We start from the raw sequence: 14,928 nt of genomic DNA, 5'->3' as shown, positions 1-14,928 counted from the left end.
GGAAGCGCTGGTTACTTGACCGCGCCTTCAAACTCGTTCGCCGTGCCGGCTTCCTTGAGGTACTCAAGAGCCTTCTTGGCGGCGCTGACCAGCGCGCCGAATGCTTCCGGCTCGTGGATTGCCATGTCGGAGAGAACCTTGCGGTCGACTTCGATGCCAGCCTTGGTCAGGCCGTCGATGAAGCGGCCGTAGGTCAGGCCGAATTCCCGGACAGCGGCGTTGATGCGCTGGATCCAGAGCGCACGGAAGTTACGCTTGTTGACCTTGCGGTCGCGGTAAGCGTACTGCTTCGAACGATCGACAGCAGCCTTGGCAGTCCGGATGGTGTTCTTGCGACGGCCGTAAAAGCCCTTTGCGGCCTTCAGAACCTTCTTGTGCTTGGCGTGAGAGGTGACGCCTCTTTTTACACGTGCCATATCATGATCTCCTTAAATCTAGCGTTCGCGGACGAGTCTCAGAGACCGTTCGGCAGGTAATTCTTGATAACCTTGCGGCCATCCGGTTCTGCGAGAACCATGGTGCCACGTGCATCGCGAATGAACTTGTTGGAACGCTTGATCATGCCATGGCGCTTGCCGGCAGCGGCAGCCTTGACCTTGCCGGTTGCGGTGATCTTGAACCGCTTCTTGGCAGAGGACTTCGTCTTCATCTTGGGCATTTTGCTACTCCTTCTGTCCTCCCTGCGCGCTTCATCAAAAAAGCCCTTCTCGCGAAGTCCGGTTCTCCGGCCGTCGCAACAAGGTGCGGGAGCGTTTGTTGTTGATCTGCGGCATCGGCGACGAACCGTTCCGCAAGCATTCGAAACTGCCACGGCATGCCCTGCCGGTCAGTTCGGACGCGCGCTTATAACCGCAGCGTTCTGAAAGTGCAACGGGGCGGCGGAGGAATCTTCGCGCATCCAGTACAAGGCCCGAATCATCATGGCCGAAAGCACAAAAGCCGCCCTTGCGGACGGCCTTGGGGCGAAAAAGTGCCTGGCGCTTACTTCGGCGCCAGCACCATCATCATCTGGCGGCCTTCGAGCTTGGGTTCGGCTTCGACCTTGGCGAACTCGATCGTATCAGCCTTGACCTGCTGCAGAAGCTTCATGCCGAGTTCCTGGTGGGCCATTTCACGGCCGCGGAACTTCAGCGTCACCTTGACCTTGTCGCCTTCGTCGAAGAAGCGACCCATCGCCTTCATCTTCACCTCATAATCATGGGTGTCGATGTTCGGGCGCATTTTGATTTCTTTGACTTCGACGATCTTCTGCTTCTTGCGCGCCTCGGCAGCCTTCTTCTGGTTGGCATATTTCAGCTTGCCCAGATCGAGGATCTTGCACACAGGCGGTTCGACATTGGGGGAAATTTCGACGAGATCGAGGCCGGCTTCCTCAGCCATTTTCAAGGCCTGGTCGGTAGGCACGACGCCCATATTCTCGCCGTCAGCCCCGATCAGCTGAACTTTGGGAATGCGGATTTCACGGTTCGAGCGCGGTCCGTCCTTCACGGGCGCGTCGGTTTTAAAAGGTCTGCGAATGGTCGTATTCTCCTCGCGTTGTTTTCGGAACGTTGCAGCCTCGCGCTCCCATATCGGGGTGCACAAACGTGTCGCGTCATCGCTGCAACGGAGTCAATATCATCCTTTAGCGGAAAAATCACCCGCTGTCAGCCTGCCAAGAATCTGTTTTATAGGCCAAAATAACAGGAGTTTCGCCGATGTTCGATCAGATGCCCAATGCCCAGCCGCAGTTCCTGACGGTCGGCGAGGGAGAGGCAGCGCGCGAGATCGCCATGCTGGTGCGCCCGGCGCAGGCCGGCAATGGCGCACCAGCGCTCGTCTGGCTGTCCGGCTACCGGTCCGACATGAGCGGCACCAAGGCAGTGGAACTCGACGGGCTGGCGGCGGAACTTGGGCTCGCCTGCATCCGTCTCGATTATTCCGGCCACGGACTGTCCGGCGGCAGCTTCAGCGACGGCACGATCTCACGCTGGCTGGAGGAAGCGCTTGCCGTCATCCGCTACGTTGCCCCCGAGCGAGTGATCCTCGTCGGCTCGTCGATGGGCGGCTGGATCGCGCTCAGGTTGGCGCAGGAGCTTGCGCGGCAGGACGGCCCGAAGCTCGAAGGCCCAAAACTCGAGGGGCCAAAACTTGAAGGGCCAAAACTCGAGGGGATGGTGCTGATTGCGCCGGCCCCCGATTTCACCTCCGAGCTGATCGAGCCGAACCTCAAGGCCAAGGAGCGCAAGTCGCTTGCCGAGCGGGGTTATTTCGAAGAGCGCTCGCAATATAGCCCTGAGCCGAACATCTACACACGGGCACTGCTCGAGGACGGCCGCGAAAACCGGGTGCTCGACGGCATCATCGAAACGGGCTGCCCGGTGCATATCCTCCAAGGCATGAAAGACGCCGACGTGCCGCATGCGCACGCGATGAAACTGGTCGAACATCTTCCCGCCGACGACGTGGTGCTGACATTCATTCGCGACGGCGACCACCGGCTTTCCCGCGCGAGCGATATCGCGCTTCTGCTTAGCGCCGTCAAAGGCATCATCCGTTCATCGACAAATGTGCAGATGCCCGTTTGAACAGCACCGGCCGAGAAATTCCCCTGACGCAAGCCCCCAACCCGTTGCATTTTAACCATGTCGGCGAGTCGTAAGGTGCTCCCAAGAAGTAACGATTGACTCTTCTTGGCCCTCTCCATTAACACTTTGTTAATAAATAAGGGGCGATGCGAGGAAGAGCGGGCGTGCGGATAAAGGGTATTTTTGTGGCCATGATGGCCATGTTTGCGATGGCAACGGCCGCCATACCGGCCCCCAGCAGAAATGCTTCCATGGTAACGGGCAATGCCACCTCCCAGCCAATTGGCCACTACGATTTCTGTCAGATCCACCGCAGTGAATGCGGCGCAAACCGCAATTCTGGCCCGGTCGAGATGACGCCGGCAAAGTGGTCGCTGGTGCGTTCGGTCAACGCCACGGTCAACCGCACGATCACGCCGATGACCGACAAGGAAATCTACGGCAAGGATGAGGTCTGGGCCTATCCGACCACTGCCGGCGACTGCGAGGATTTCGCGCTGCTGAAGCGCCGGACGCTGATCCAGCGCGGCTTTTCGGCTGCCGATCTGCTGATGACCGTCGTGCGCAAGCCTGACGGTGAAGGCCATGCCGTGCTGACGCTGCGCACCGCCGAGGGCGATTTCGTGCTCGACAACCTCGCCTCCGACGTCAAGCCGTGGTTTGGAACGCCCTATTCCTTCGTCAAGCGGCAGTCGAGCTACAATTCCGGCCGCTGGGTCACCATCGAGAACGGCCGCGACGTACTGGTCGGCGCACTGCGGTAAGGATTTTTGGGGGGTGTGGGGAAAGGCCGGCGAAAGTCGGCCTTTTTGTTTTTCTGGACGGCGGAGAGGCGTCTACCGTTACCTTTCGCTTCCGCTCAAGGTGTTCGTCGCTAACGCTCCTCACCCATTGCCAATCAATATACCGGCGCCGAGCACCAGGCCGCCGCCGAGCACTACCTGGAAGGCGGCGCGCAGGAAGGGTGTTTCCATGTAGCGGTTCTGGATAAAGGCGATTGCCCAGAGTTCGAAGAAGACGACGATGGCGGCGGTGATGGTCGCCGTCCAGAAGTGCGGGATGAGGTAGGGCAGCGCGTGGCCGAGGCCGCCGAGCGCCGTCATGATGCCACAGGCAAGGCCGCGTTTGACCGGCGAACCTCTGCCGGAGATCTTGCCGTCGTCATGGGCGGCCTCGGTGAAGCCCATCGAGATGCCGGCGCCGACGGAGGCGGAAAGACCGACAAGGAAAGTCTGCCAGGTATCCTGCGTGGCGAAGGCGGCGGCGAAGATCGGCGCCAGCGTCGAGACCGAGCCATCCATCAAACCGGCAAGACCCGGCTGCACATAGGTCAGCACGAACTGCCGCCGCACCGTCTCGTTCTCGTCATGCTTGACATCTTCAGGCGTATGTTTGTCGCCCAGCATGCGGGCGATGTCCTCATGCCCTTGTTCGGCGAGGGCGAGATCGCCGAGAAGCTCGCGCGTCGAGGCGTCTGAGGTGCGTTTTGCCGCCTCGACATAGAAACGATAGGCCTGCTCCTCCATCGCCTCGGTTTCCCGCCGCATCGCATCCAGCGTAAGATTTGCCCTGAGCCAGTCGGGTTTGCGTTCGTAGAAGCCCTCGACATGTTCGCGCCGGATCAGCGGAATGCGCTCGCCGAAACGCTGGCGATGGATTTCGAACAACGACTTGCGATGCGTATCCTCGACCTCGGCCATATCTTCGAAGACCTTGGCGGAGGCCGGAAATTCGCGGCGCAACCTATCGGCATAGGCGAGATAGATGCGGGCATCGTCCTCCTCGGAGGCGATCGCAAGGGCGAGAATCTCCTGCTCGGACAGCGACTCGAAAGATCGTTTCGGGGATCTGAAAAACCGCGCCAGCATGACTTTCTCCAATTTTTTAGAATAATTCTAAATCTAGAGAAGGTGGCAATGGCGGTCAAGTGTGTAGCAAGACTCGCTGACAGATTGCCGCAAGGGGCGCGGATGACTTTGGCTGGTTGCCATGACGGCCTATATAAGGGCTGCCGCATCACGCAGCGCCGGGGTTTACGATGGACAATGAGATTCAGGGCCGCCCTGCCCATGTCGCGGCGATCCGCGAAAGGGCGGAGGCCGAAATGCGGGAAATGGGCGTCGACGCGGCCTTCATCGACAGGCTGGTCGAGACTTTCTACGCCCGCGTGCTTGCGCATCCCGATCTCGGCCCGGTGTTCGACGCCAGGCTGTCTGGCCGTTGGCCGGCGCATATGGCGAAGATGAAGAGCTTTTGGTCGGCGGTCGCCTTCCGCAGCGGCGCCTATGGCGGCAAGCCGGTGCAGGCGCATACCGGTGTCCAGAACCTGACGCTTGACCTCTTTCCGAAGTGGCTGTCGCTGTTTGCCGCGACGCTCGACGATATCGCCCCAACGCCGGAGGCCAAGGCCTGGTTCATGGCGACGGCGGAGCGGATCGCCAAGAGCCTGACGCTCTCGCTGTTCTATAATCCCGCCCTCGACGATCCGACCAAGAAGACGGGCTGATCCCTACTGCTTTGCGGAGAAGGTGGCGCCGGCGCTTGCGGCGACGACCAGGGCCGTTCCGGCCATCTGCAGAAGGGTCAGGGGCTGCGCCAGAATGGCAAAGCCTGCAAGCGCCGCAATGGCCGGCTCCAGACTCATCAGAATGCCGAAGGAGGTCGTCGGCATGCGCCGCAAAGCAATCAGCTCCAGCGTGTAGGGCAGTAGCGGCACGAGAATGGCAAGGCCTGCCATTTCGATCAGGCCGTAGCTATCGAGCGCCGGCACGGCGCCTGAGAAGCCGAAAGGTGTGGCGACCAGAGCGGCGACCATGAGCGACATGGAAAGCCCTTCCAACCCCTTGAAGCTTGCGCCGATCCTCTTCGTGAGCACGATATAGATCGCCCAGCCGGTTCCCGCGCCGCAGGCGAAAAGAATGCCCTGGATATTCCCAACCCAGCCTTCACCGTCATGGGCAAGAGCCAGAACGCCGAGCGCGGCAATGAGCGGCCAGACGAGACGGCGGCTGAGGCCATAACCGATGGTCGCCACCGAAAGCGGGCCGAGAAAATCGATCGCCACGGCAAGACCGAGCGGTATGCGCTCGATCGCCGCGAAGAAACTCATGGTCATCAGCGCTGTCGTCGTGCCGAGAACCAGCGCGCTTGTCCATTGCTCCCGGCTATAGCTGAATATGCGCGGACGGACGGCGACGGCCAGAATGATGGCGGCAAAGGCAAGGCGCAGCCAGCTGGCGCCGGCTGGTCCATAGGTGGCGATGGCGGAGGAGGACAGCGCCGCGCCGAACTGGATTGAGGACATGGACATGAGGCACATCAGGGCACCCGCCGCCACGCCGCCGGATGTTGCAGGCGCTTCGATGGCCAGCACGCCGGAACCGTCGTTCGTTCTGTCTTCCATGTGCGTCTCCGATTGAGCGCTCTTCATACGAAGGCGATTTGCGGCGGACAAATTCAAACTTCTGATCCGGGCAGCAAAAGACCTGATGCATCAGAGGCGGCCGGAGAGGATCACCTCTTCGGCGTCGTCGAAGCTCATTTCGAAGACCTTCTTGCCGATCTCGAAGCTGAAGCCGTTGCGGGCGAAGGCCGATAGCTCCTTGGCTTTTCGCTTGTCGTCGAGCTCGACCCGGCGGAAGGGACCGAAGGCGCGCTTGCGGGCAAATATCGCCGCGGCATAGAGATCGTCAGCCTCCTCAAGTGCCGTCTCGACCTTGTCGCTGGAGACACCCTTGGCTGTCAGTTTCCGGGCGATCGCGCGTTTCGATTTGCCGCCGCGCATGGCAGAGCGCGTGCTGATCTCGGCATAGGCGCTATCGTCGAGCACCTTGTTGTCATAGGCAAATTTGACGGCGAAATCGGCAACGGCCTTGAGTTGCGCCGCGCTGATATCCTCGAACTTCTCCCTGGCCTTGCGGGTGATGGCGTCGAAGAGCTGCTTTTCCGTCATCATCCGCCGCTCCAGGCGATAGATGGCGGAGTTGCGCGCCCAGCTCAGCATGCGGGGTGTCGGGATATCGGATGGAACGGTCTCGTCGGTCATATCAAGCAATCAGGCTTCCAGACCCTTGAGGACATTGGCAACGTTGAGCCCGATCTCCGGCACACCGTAACCGCCCTCCATGCAGGTCAGCACCGGCAGGCCGGCAGCGGCGATCATCGCCCCCATGCGGGTGAAATCGTCAGAGGTCAGGCTGAAAAAGGAGATCGGGTCGCGTTCGAAAGTATCGACGCCGAGCGCCACGACGATCGCCTCGGCGCCGAAGGCCTTGATGCGGGCGAGCGCATCGGCAAGGGCCGAAGACCAGACCTCCCAGGGCGTGCCCGGCGGCATCGGATAATTGCGGTTGGCGCCGGTGCCATCCCCCTCGCCTTCCTCGTCGGCATGGCCGAGGAAATAGGGAAAGGCCTGCATAGGATCGCCATGCAGCGAGGCAGTGAAGACATCGCCTCTGTGATAGAAGAGATCCTGCGTGCCGTTGCCATGGTGGAAATCGACGTCGAGCACGGCGACCTTTTTCGCGCCGCGGTCGAGCAGCCGCTGCGCCGCCACGCCCGAATTGTTGATGAAGCAATAGCCGCCGAAGAGATCGATGCCGGCATGGTGGCCGGGCGGGCGGCAGAGCGCGAAGGCGAAACGATGACCCTGCGTCAGCCAGTCGGCGCCTGACACCGCGCAGCGCATCGAGGCGATCGCCGCCTCATAAGAGCCCTTGGTGATCGAGGTGTCGGCGGCATTGGCATAATGGCCGATCGCGCCGACGATATTTTCGGGCACACGCTGGCTGGTGCGGCGCACCGGGAAGGAATTGGCGATCGCCTCCCCTTCGAACCCGGCCGCCACCCAGCGGTCCCAGACGGTGGCGAGAAAATCGAGATAGGCGGGATCATGCACCTTCCCAGCCGTTTCCAGCCCGTGCGCACCGGGCGCGACGACATCGGCAAAGCCCGCCTCCTTCACCGCCGCGAGGATCCATTCGGCCCGGAACGGCGCCTCGAAGGGCGTCACCAGTTGACCGGCGTAAAGCTCGGTCCTGGCGTCGCGCAGCTTGTGGTCTTCGGAATAGATGACGCGCATTTCAGATCCTGCCGTTGGTTGAAGTCGAGATTTACACGGGTTGACCCCAGCAAAAAAGCCGCAGGAGGCATTGATCGCCGAGGCAGATAACGCCACCTTCACCAGTGTTTTGAGAACGAGGAAATTTCCCGCATGAAAGTGCTGATGGTCGATATTGACGGCGTGCTCATTCATGGCCGGCCGGCCGACGGCCTGCCGCACTTCACCTATCTCGAACGCGATCTCGGACTGCGCCTCGAGCTGCTGCAGCAGGAATTCTTCCAGACTTGCTGGGGCGATATCATTATCGGCCGCGAAGCGTTGGAGCCCGGGCTTGCCAAAGTGCTGGCAAAGATCGCGCCCCATCTCAGCGCCGCGACGCTGATGGAATACTGGTTCGAAAACGATCGCCGCCTCGATCTCGACTTGCTGAAAGAGCTTGCCGCGCTCCGGCAAAGCGGCATCACGCTTTTCCTGGCGACCAACCAGGAGCACCGGCGGGCGCGCTACCTGATGGAAGAGGCCGGCCTCGGCGCGCATTTCGACCGCATCCTCTACTCCGCAGCGCTCGGACACCGCAAACCTTCGCCTGAGTTTTTCCGGCTGGCGACCGAGCGGGCCGGGGCCCTGCCCGGCGAGATCGCCTTTATCGACGATATGGTGGAAAATATCGAAGCGGCGCGGCAGTTCGGCTGGAATGCGGCGCAATGGACGGCGGGCGCCAGGCTGCACGAGACGCTTTCCGCCTTCAGCCATCCGCGATAAGCCGTCTGGGATGAGCCGGGCCGGCGCAATCAGGCGAGCCGCTTATAGAACAGGGTGGTATCGCAGAAGCCGCCTTGCGGCCACAGCGCATAATCCGGGATGACACCGACGCGCTGCCAGCCGAGGCGCGGATAGATCGCCTCGGCATCGCTGCCGGTTGCCGTATCAAGCACCAGCAAGGTCTTGCCACGCCTTGCCGCCTCGCGCTCGGCGGCATCCATCAGCAGCCGGGCAAGGCCACGCCCGCGGGCGGAGCGATGCACCAAGAGCTTCTTCAGATCGCCGCGATGCGGCTGGTTCGGCATCTGCGCGGCGCCTACCTGCACCGTGCCGACGATCTGACCGTCGAGTTCGGCGACCAGCAGCAGGTTCCCGCCGGAGGCGACCGCATCGGCGACATCGCGCCAATAGGGCACGGCATCCTCAGACCCGTAAGGTTGCATGAAGCCGACGGAAGCGCCGCCCGCGACGCAATCGGCAAGCACCTGCGCCAGCGCCGGAATGGCGGCGCGCGCCTCCTCGGCAGAAAGGGTACGAATGTCGGCCATGCTGTTCTCCTGAAATGAAGCTGTTAGCGGCCGCCGCGATCGAGCACGACGCAATAGCTCGCCGGGGCATGGCCGGGATTGTGGAAGACATGGCCCTCGCCGACGGGCATGAAGAGACAATCGCCGGGGCGCAGCCGATAGACCACCTCCCCCGCCGTCATCTCCAGCTCGCCGTCGAACAGCCAGACATGCTGGGTCATGCCATGGGCGCTGGCATGCGGGGGGAAGCTGACGCGGGCGCCGGCCGGAAATTCGACTTCGACGATGTCGACATCGGAGGCGGTGCCCGGAGCCGACACAGACCTTCTGAGATAACCGGTCTCCGGGTCGCGCCAGACCTGCTGCTCCTGCCGGCGGGCAAGCGGCGAGGCCTGCTGCCCTTCCTCCGCGAAGAAGGCCGAGAGCGACAGGCCGAGGGCGGCGCAAATTCTGGCCAGCAGCGAGGCGGTCGGGCTCGCCTCCGCCCGCTCGATGCGCGAAATCATCGCCCGGCTGACGCCGGAAAACGCGGCAAGATCCTCCAGCGTCAAGCCCTTTTCCAGCCGCAGCTTGCGGATGCGGATGCCGATTGCCTGTTCCAGTTGGTCTTCCATCTCTAGATCCATGATTCCACTATAAGAGAAATACATGATCCGATGATGGAATCAACTCTCTTCAGGCGGTCGGCGCTGACCTTGCTTTCGCCACAGCCTCGCCGATATATGGCAGCGCAATCCAGATGGGAGAAAACGATGGACGCCAGCACGCAGAGCACCGAACTGACGGCAAGCTTCACGGCCGCCGCCTGGGACAGGATCGCGCCCGTTATGGCCAAGATCGAGGTCTTGCCGCTTCTTACCCGCCTGTCCGACGGCACGCTACCGCCGGAGGTTTTCCGGCACTACATTCTGCAGGATGCGCTCTACCTGAAGCATTATGCGCGCTGCCTGGCGATCGTCGCGGCCAAGGCGCCCGACAATGCGCAGGTGCTGCGCTTCCTCGGTTCGGCGCAGAAGGCGATCACCGTCGAGCAGGGCCTGCATGCAGGCTTCCTCACCCAGTTCGGCATCACCTCCGCGGATGTGACATCAGCCGAACCCTCGCCTGCCTGCTTTGCCTATACCAACTTCCTGCTTGCCACCGCCTATCACCGCTCCTACGCGGTGGCGCTTTCTTCCATCCTTCCCTGCTTCTGGATCTACTGGCACGTCGGCGAGGCGATCAAGAACCGGCCGGCGATCGAGGGCAACGCCTTCCAGGCCTGGATCAACACCTATGGCGATCCGCAATTTGCCGCCGGTGCCCGCGAGGTGATCGCGCTGACCGACATTGCCGCCCGCGCCGCGTCACCGGTGGAGCGCGCCGAGATGAGCGATGTCTTCGTGCGCGCCTCGCAATATGAATGGATGTTCTGGGATTCAGCCTGGCGGCTGGAGACGTGGCCGGTCTGATCCGCGCCCGACCGGCCGACAAAATAGCGTAAACAGCGGGATAATTACCGCTTTGCGGCAGGGGGCGGCGCTGCTATATGGCGCGCATGAGCACCAATTCCACCACTCCGCTGTCCCATATCCGCAACTTTTCGATCGTGGCCCACATCGACCACGGCAAATCGACGCTGGCCGACCGGCTGATCCAGACGACGGGCGGCCTTGCCGAGCGCGAAATGTCCGAGCAGGTGCTCGACAATATGGATATCGAGCGCGAGCGCGGCATCACCATCAAGGCCCAGACCGTGCGCCTGCATTACCAGGCGAACAATGGCGAGAAATATATTCTCAACCTGATCGACACGCCCGGCCATGTCGACTTCGCCTACGAAGTCTCGCGGTCGCTATCGGCCTGCGAGGGCTCGCTGCTCGTCGTCGACGCCAGCCAGGGCGTCGAGGCGCAGACGCTCGCCAACGTCTACCAGGCGATCGACAACAACCACGAAATCGTCACCGTCCTCAACAAGATCGACCTGCCGGCCGCCGAACCCGACCGCATCAGGGAGCAGATCGAGGAAGTGATCGGCATCGACGCTTCGGAGGCCGTGCTGATTTCGGCCAAGACCGGTCTCGGCATTCCCGACGTGCTGGAGGCGATCGTTAACAAGCTGCCGGCGCCGAAGAGCCCCGGCGGCGAAAAAGCGCCGCTGAAGGCGCTGCTGGTCGACAGCTGGTACGACACCTATCTCGGCGTCATGGTTCTCGTGCGCATCATCGATGGCGTGCTGACCAAGGGTCAGACGATCCGCATGATGGGCACCGATGCGAAATACCAGGTGGAGCGCGTCGGCGTGCTGACGCCGAAGATGGTCAATATCGACAGCCTCGGCCCCGGCGAGATCGGTTTCATCACCGCCTCGATCAAGGAAGTGGCCGATACCCGCGTCGGCGATACGATCACTGAGGACAAGCGGCCGACCGCCCAGGCGCTGCCTGGCTTCAAGCCGGCGCAGCCGGTGGTGTTCTGCGGCCTGTTCCCGGTTGATGCCGCCGATTTCGAGGATTTGCGCGCCGCCATGGGCAAGCTTCGCCTCAACGACGCATCGTTTTCCTTCGAGATGGAATCGTCGGCCGCCCTCGGCTTCGGCTTCCGTTGCGGCTTCCTCGGCCTCCTGCATCTCGAAATCATCCAGGAGCGGCTGGAGCGCGAGTTCGACCTCGACCTCATCGCCACCGCACCCTCCGTCGTCTACAAGATGTTCATGACCGACGGCACGGAGCGCGAGCTGCACAACCCGGCCGACATGCCCGATGTCGTCAAGATCTCCGAAATCCACGAACCGTGGATCCGCGCGACGATCCTCACACCAGACGATTATCTCGGTGGCATTCTGAAGCTTTGCCAGGACCGCCGCGGCATCCAGATCGAACTCACCTATGTCGGCACGCGCGCGATGCTGACCTATGACTTGCCGCTCAATGAAGTCGTCTTCGATTTCTACGATCGGCTGAAGTCGATCTCGAAGGGCTACGCCTCCTTCGACTATACGCTGACCGACCACCGCGAGGGCAACCTGGTGAAGATGTCGATCCTCGTCAATGGCGAGCCGGTCGACGCGCTATCGATGATGGTGCACCGGACGGCGGCCGAAAAGCGCGGCCGCGACATGTGCGAAAAGCTCAAGGAGCTGATCCCGAAGCACATGTTCAAGATTCCGATCCAGGCGGCGATCGGCGGCAATGTCATCGCCCGCGAGACCATCTCGGCGTTGCGCAAGGACGTGACGGCGAAATGCTACGGCGGCGACGCCACCCGCAAGCGCAAGCTGCTCGACAAGCAGAAGGCTGGCAAGAAGCGCATGCGCCAGTTCGGCAAGGTCGAGATTCCGCAGGAAGCGTTTATTGCAGCGCTGAAGATGGGCGACGAGTAACGCTTCTCAATGGCATCTGATGCGCATATAGTGTGCGCATCAAACCAAGGAGATCGTCATGGCGCAGCATGCGAGAAAAGCAGCGAACCTCTCTCTCGATGAAGGTCTCGTCTCGCAGGCGCGCGACCTCAAGATCAATATATCCAGGGCGGCGGAAGATGGAATCGCGAAAGCCATAAAGGCGGAACGCGAGCGGCTGTGGCGTATCGAGAATGCCGAGGCTATCGCCGCTTCCAACGCCTATGTCGAAAAGCACGGCCTGCCGTTTCGGAAATATCGCCAATTCTGATGGCACGGTTTCACGTCTACAATCTCGTGCATACCGATGCGCTTGCTCTCGATCTGCAGTCAGATCTGCATGGCGAGCTGACGACGCGGATCATGGCACCGATGCTTCCGCTGCAAGCTCTTCCCAAAATAATGCGCCAGCTCAATCCGCAATTTGTGATCAACGACGTGCCATACGTGATGGCGACCCAATTTGTCGGTGCGATTTCCATTAAAGAGATCGGCGTCGTCGCCGCGGATCTCACCTCCGACAGCGATCGTATCACCAGCGCCCTGGATTTTCTCTTTCAGGGCTTCTGAGCCGTCATCCCCTGCCCATATACTCCTTCACCAGCCCCTCATAGGCTTCCATCTCGGGCAGCGCCTCGTAGCTGTGCACGGCGCCGGTCTCGGCAAAGGCCAGCTTCTCGCTCGTCCAGGTCTCGATGAAGGGGGTGAACCAGCTGGGATCGTCGAGCATGGTCACACGCAGGTTGACGAACCAGTCCATGCCTTCGGGGCGGGTGAACATCCAGCTCATGCAATGCGGGCAAAAATAGTGTTTCGTAACGCCGTGCAGGCCGCCGATGACGGGCTCGCCTTTCGTCACCTCGAAGCCTTCACTGGGGATGGCGGCGCTCAACGAATAGGCGCTCGCGGTCATCCTCTGGCAGCCTGTGCAATGACAGGCCATGGTCAGCAGCGGCGGCGCGCTGATCTTCAACCGCACCTGGCCGCAACGGCAGCCGCCTTCCATGGGTAGGGTTTGCGCTGTCATGATATTTCTCCCGTTTGCCGATGATCTAGCGGAATGATCGCCGCTGTCGAGGTGGCAAGGCCACGATGCGTAGCCTTGCCGAGCATGGTCAGGCGACCGCTTCGCGGCGGGAGCCGCCGCGGCCCCGCAGGCCCGTTGCCATGACCAGCGCGCCGAGGGCTGCAGCCGCCATCGGCACCAGAAGCGCCACACGTAGCGATTCCAGCCGGGCTTCGGGAGAGATTTCTTCGCCCAGAATATAGGCGCCGATGGCGCTGACGCCGGAAAGGCCGAGCGCGGCTCCGAACTGGATCGCGGTATTGACCAAGCCGCTGGCAAGCCCATGCTCGTCTTCGGCGATGCCGTCGGTCGCGACGATGGTCAACGGGCCATAGCCGAGCGCGAAGGCAAGGCCGAGCAGGAGCATCGACGGGAACATGGCAGCATAGGTCCAGTCGAAGCCCATGCGAGAGAATAGCGCATAACAGGCAAGCGCCAGCAGGAAGCCGCCGAGAATGACGCAGACATTGCCGAAGCGGTCGACGAGCCGCGGCGTCAGGATCGGCGCAACCACCGCGTCGATGCCGATCGCCAGCAGCGCCAGGCTCGTCTGCATCGGCGTCCAGCCGAGCAGCTCCTGCAGATACAGGGAGGCGATGAACTGAAAGCCGAAAAAGGAGCCGGCAAACAGCAGGGCGCCGAGATTGGCGCGGATCAGGGCGCCCGAGCGCAGAATGCCGAGCCGCACCAAGGGGGCAGCCGAGGAGCGCTCGATCAGAATGAAGGCAAGCCAGAACAGCGCACTTGCCACAAAGACGGCGATCGTCCATTCCGCGCGCTCGCCAGGATGCTCGAGCCGGGTGACGCCGTAGGCGGCAAGCAGCATGGCGCCGGTCAGCGTCACTGCGCCAGATAGATCGAATTTTCCACGCGCGGTTCCCGCACCCCGGTCGACGATCAGCCGCGGGGCGACGGCAAGGAGGCTCGCCGCAAGCACCACCGGCGCGAAAAACACCCAGCGCCAGTCGATCGCGGCAAGCAGGCCGCCGGCGACAAGGCCGAGCGAGAAGCCGGCCGACGCCGTCGACGCATAGATCATTACCGCCCGGTTGCGCTGCGCTCCCTCGGGGAAATTGGCGGTGATGAGCGCCAGGCCGGCGGGCGTCATGAAGGCGGAAGCTGCACCGGTGACGAAGCGGGCAACGAGCAGCATCCAGCCCTCGCTCGCAAAACCACCGAGGCCGGAGAAGGCGAGGAAGACGGCGAGCGCCGTCAGGAAGACGCGCTTCCTGCCGAAGATATCGGCGGCGCGGCCGCCAAGCAGCATGAAGCCGGCATAACCGAGCACATAGGCGCTGACGACGGCGCTGAGCGTCGTTGTCGACAGGCCGAGATCGGCGCGGATCGCCGGCAGCGCGATATTGAGCATGGCGACATCGATGCCTTCGAGGAAGATCGCGCCACAGAGCACGATCAGTGCCCCGGCTGAGCGTGGGCTCATGCGTCCTTCTGATTTGGTCTGGGAAGATGGGGTGGACATGGATCCGTTCCTTCGGTTGACGAGCTGAAACAACGGGGATGAGGCGAGTTACTTTTCATGCCTCGGTTCCCTCTTGTAACCGAAG

At 62.0% G+C, this 14,928-nt stretch carries 19 protein-coding genes; 8 read left to right on the top strand and 11 right to left on the bottom strand.

Annotated features, from left to right (window positions below):
* Nucleotides 1-11: 11 nt before the first annotated feature.
* From rplT to infC, 3 genes are all read right to left on the bottom strand, one after another.
* Entirely contained in the window at nucleotides 12-416 is a 405-nt protein-coding gene (rplT, locus tag J3O30_RS01355; RefSeq protein ID WP_003555927.1) for a 50S ribosomal protein L20, read from the bottom strand.
* 38 nt (nucleotides 417-454) lie between these two features.
* Nucleotides 455-658, bottom strand: coding sequence for a 50S ribosomal protein L35 (gene rpmI / locus J3O30_RS01350; RefSeq protein WP_003544621.1), 204 nt, complete (start codon nucleotides 656-658; stop codon nucleotides 455-457).
* A 323-nt stretch (nucleotides 659-981) separates the two neighbouring features.
* Nucleotides 982-1,518 (bottom strand): translation initiation factor IF-3, encoded by a 537-nt coding sequence (gene infC, locus J3O30_RS01345; RefSeq protein WP_081525788.1) that lies wholly within the window; start codon nucleotides 1,516-1,518, stop codon nucleotides 982-984.
* Nucleotides 1,519-1,697: 179 nt separating this feature from the next.
* Here infC and J3O30_RS01340 point away from each other — a divergent pair, with 179 nt between their 5' ends.
* Both J3O30_RS01340 and J3O30_RS01335 read left to right on the top strand, forming a co-directional pair.
* Nucleotides 1,698-2,567 (top strand): alpha/beta hydrolase, encoded by an 870-nt coding sequence (locus J3O30_RS01340; RefSeq protein ID WP_207582538.1) that lies wholly within the window; start codon nucleotides 1,698-1,700, stop codon nucleotides 2,565-2,567.
* A 164-nt stretch (nucleotides 2,568-2,731) separates the two neighbouring features.
* Nucleotides 2,732-3,331, top strand: a complete 600-nt coding sequence (locus J3O30_RS01335; RefSeq protein WP_207582537.1) for a transglutaminase-like cysteine peptidase — start codon at nucleotides 2,732-2,734, stop codon at nucleotides 3,329-3,331.
* A gap of 120 nt (nucleotides 3,332-3,451) precedes the next feature.
* Here the strand turns inward: J3O30_RS01335 and mbfA are convergent, their stop codons facing one another.
* Nucleotides 3,452-4,435 carry an iron exporter MbfA gene (gene mbfA / locus J3O30_RS01330; RefSeq protein WP_207582536.1) on the bottom strand — a complete coding sequence of 328 codons (984 nt, stop codon included), beginning with the start codon at nucleotides 4,433-4,435 and terminating at the stop codon, nucleotides 3,452-3,454.
* Nucleotides 4,436-4,605: 170 nt separating this feature from the next.
* On the opposite strand from mbfA, the gene J3O30_RS01325 reads away from it, so the two are divergent.
* The gene (locus J3O30_RS01325) at nucleotides 4,606-5,073 is read left to right on the top strand and encodes a truncated hemoglobin (RefSeq protein ID WP_207582535.1); all 468 of its coding nucleotides are present in this window, start codon (nucleotides 4,606-4,608) and stop codon (nucleotides 5,071-5,073) included.
* A gap of 3 nt (nucleotides 5,074-5,076) precedes the next feature.
* Here the strand turns inward: J3O30_RS01325 and J3O30_RS01320 are convergent, their stop codons facing one another.
* The 3 genes from J3O30_RS01320 to J3O30_RS01310 form a co-directional block, all read right to left on the bottom strand.
* The gene (locus J3O30_RS01320) at nucleotides 5,077-5,970 is read right to left on the bottom strand and encodes an EamA family transporter (protein WP_207582534.1); all 894 of its coding nucleotides are present in this window, start codon (nucleotides 5,968-5,970) and stop codon (nucleotides 5,077-5,079) included.
* Between the two features lie 90 nt (nucleotides 5,971-6,060).
* Complete coding sequence (recX, locus tag J3O30_RS01315) at nucleotides 6,061-6,612, bottom strand: recombination regulator RecX (RefSeq protein WP_207584236.1); 552 nt, start codon at nucleotides 6,610-6,612, stop codon at nucleotides 6,061-6,063.
* A gap of 9 nt (nucleotides 6,613-6,621) precedes the next feature.
* On the bottom strand, nucleotides 6,622-7,647 hold the full coding sequence (locus J3O30_RS01310; RefSeq protein ID WP_207582533.1) for a histone deacetylase family protein: 1,026 nt from the start codon (nucleotides 7,645-7,647) through the stop codon (nucleotides 6,622-6,624).
* Nucleotides 7,648-7,779: 132 nt separating this feature from the next.
* Here J3O30_RS01310 and J3O30_RS01305 point away from each other — a divergent pair, with 132 nt between their 5' ends.
* Nucleotides 7,780-8,391 (top strand): HAD-IA family hydrolase, encoded by a 612-nt coding sequence (locus J3O30_RS01305; protein ID WP_207582532.1) that lies wholly within the window; start codon nucleotides 7,780-7,782, stop codon nucleotides 8,389-8,391.
* A gap of 29 nt (nucleotides 8,392-8,420) precedes the next feature.
* On the opposite strand, the gene J3O30_RS01300 is transcribed toward J3O30_RS01305, so the two are convergent.
* Together J3O30_RS01300 and J3O30_RS01295 are read right to left on the bottom strand one after the other, a co-directional pair.
* A complete protein-coding gene (locus J3O30_RS01300; protein WP_207582531.1) occupies nucleotides 8,421-8,939 on the bottom strand; it encodes a GNAT family N-acetyltransferase in 519 nt (172 codons plus the stop codon).
* A 23-nt stretch (nucleotides 8,940-8,962) separates the two neighbouring features.
* Nucleotides 8,963-9,532, bottom strand: a complete 570-nt coding sequence (locus J3O30_RS01295; RefSeq protein WP_207582530.1) for an XRE family transcriptional regulator — start codon at nucleotides 9,530-9,532, stop codon at nucleotides 8,963-8,965.
* A gap of 138 nt (nucleotides 9,533-9,670) precedes the next feature.
* On the opposite strand from J3O30_RS01295, the gene tenA reads away from it, so the two are divergent.
* The 4 genes from tenA (at nucleotide 9,671) to J3O30_RS01275 (ending at nucleotide 12,867) form a co-directional block, all read left to right on the top strand.
* Nucleotides 9,671-10,369, top strand: a complete 699-nt coding sequence (gene tenA, locus J3O30_RS01290) for a thiaminase II (RefSeq protein WP_207582529.1) — start codon at nucleotides 9,671-9,673, stop codon at nucleotides 10,367-10,369.
* Nucleotides 10,370-10,446: 77 nt separating this feature from the next.
* On the top strand, nucleotides 10,447-12,279 hold the full coding sequence (gene lepA, locus J3O30_RS01285) for a translation elongation factor 4 (protein ID WP_207582528.1): 1,833 nt from the start codon (nucleotides 10,447-10,449) through the stop codon (nucleotides 12,277-12,279).
* 58 nt (nucleotides 12,280-12,337) lie between these two features.
* A complete protein-coding gene (locus J3O30_RS01280; protein WP_207582527.1) occupies nucleotides 12,338-12,568 on the top strand; it encodes a type II toxin-antitoxin system CcdA family antitoxin in 231 nt (76 codons plus the stop codon).
* Nucleotides 12,568-12,867, top strand: coding sequence for a CcdB family protein (locus tag J3O30_RS01275; RefSeq protein WP_207582526.1), 300 nt, complete (start codon nucleotides 12,568-12,570; stop codon nucleotides 12,865-12,867). Before J3O30_RS01280 ends, J3O30_RS01275 begins: the two co-directional genes overlap by 1 nt.
* A 4-nt stretch (nucleotides 12,868-12,871) precedes the next feature.
* Here the strand turns inward: J3O30_RS01275 and J3O30_RS01270 are convergent, their stop codons facing one another.
* Both J3O30_RS01270 and J3O30_RS01265 read right to left on the bottom strand, forming a co-directional pair.
* Nucleotides 12,872-13,324 carry a GFA family protein gene (locus J3O30_RS01270; protein WP_207582525.1) on the bottom strand — a complete coding sequence of 151 codons (453 nt, stop codon included), beginning with the start codon at nucleotides 13,322-13,324 and terminating at the stop codon, nucleotides 12,872-12,874.
* Between the two features lie 88 nt (nucleotides 13,325-13,412).
* On the bottom strand, nucleotides 13,413-14,804 hold the full coding sequence (locus J3O30_RS01265; RefSeq protein ID WP_246762706.1) for an MFS transporter: 1,392 nt from the start codon (nucleotides 14,802-14,804) through the stop codon (nucleotides 13,413-13,415).
* Nucleotides 14,805-14,928 lie beyond the last annotated feature (124 nt).

The organism is Rhizobium sp. NZLR1 (genome assembly GCF_017357385.1).
Lineage (GTDB): Bacteria > Pseudomonadota > Alphaproteobacteria > Rhizobiales > Rhizobiaceae > Rhizobium.
Note: the sequence above shows the minus strand (reverse complement) of the source record. Positions and strands in the feature narration are given on the sequence as shown.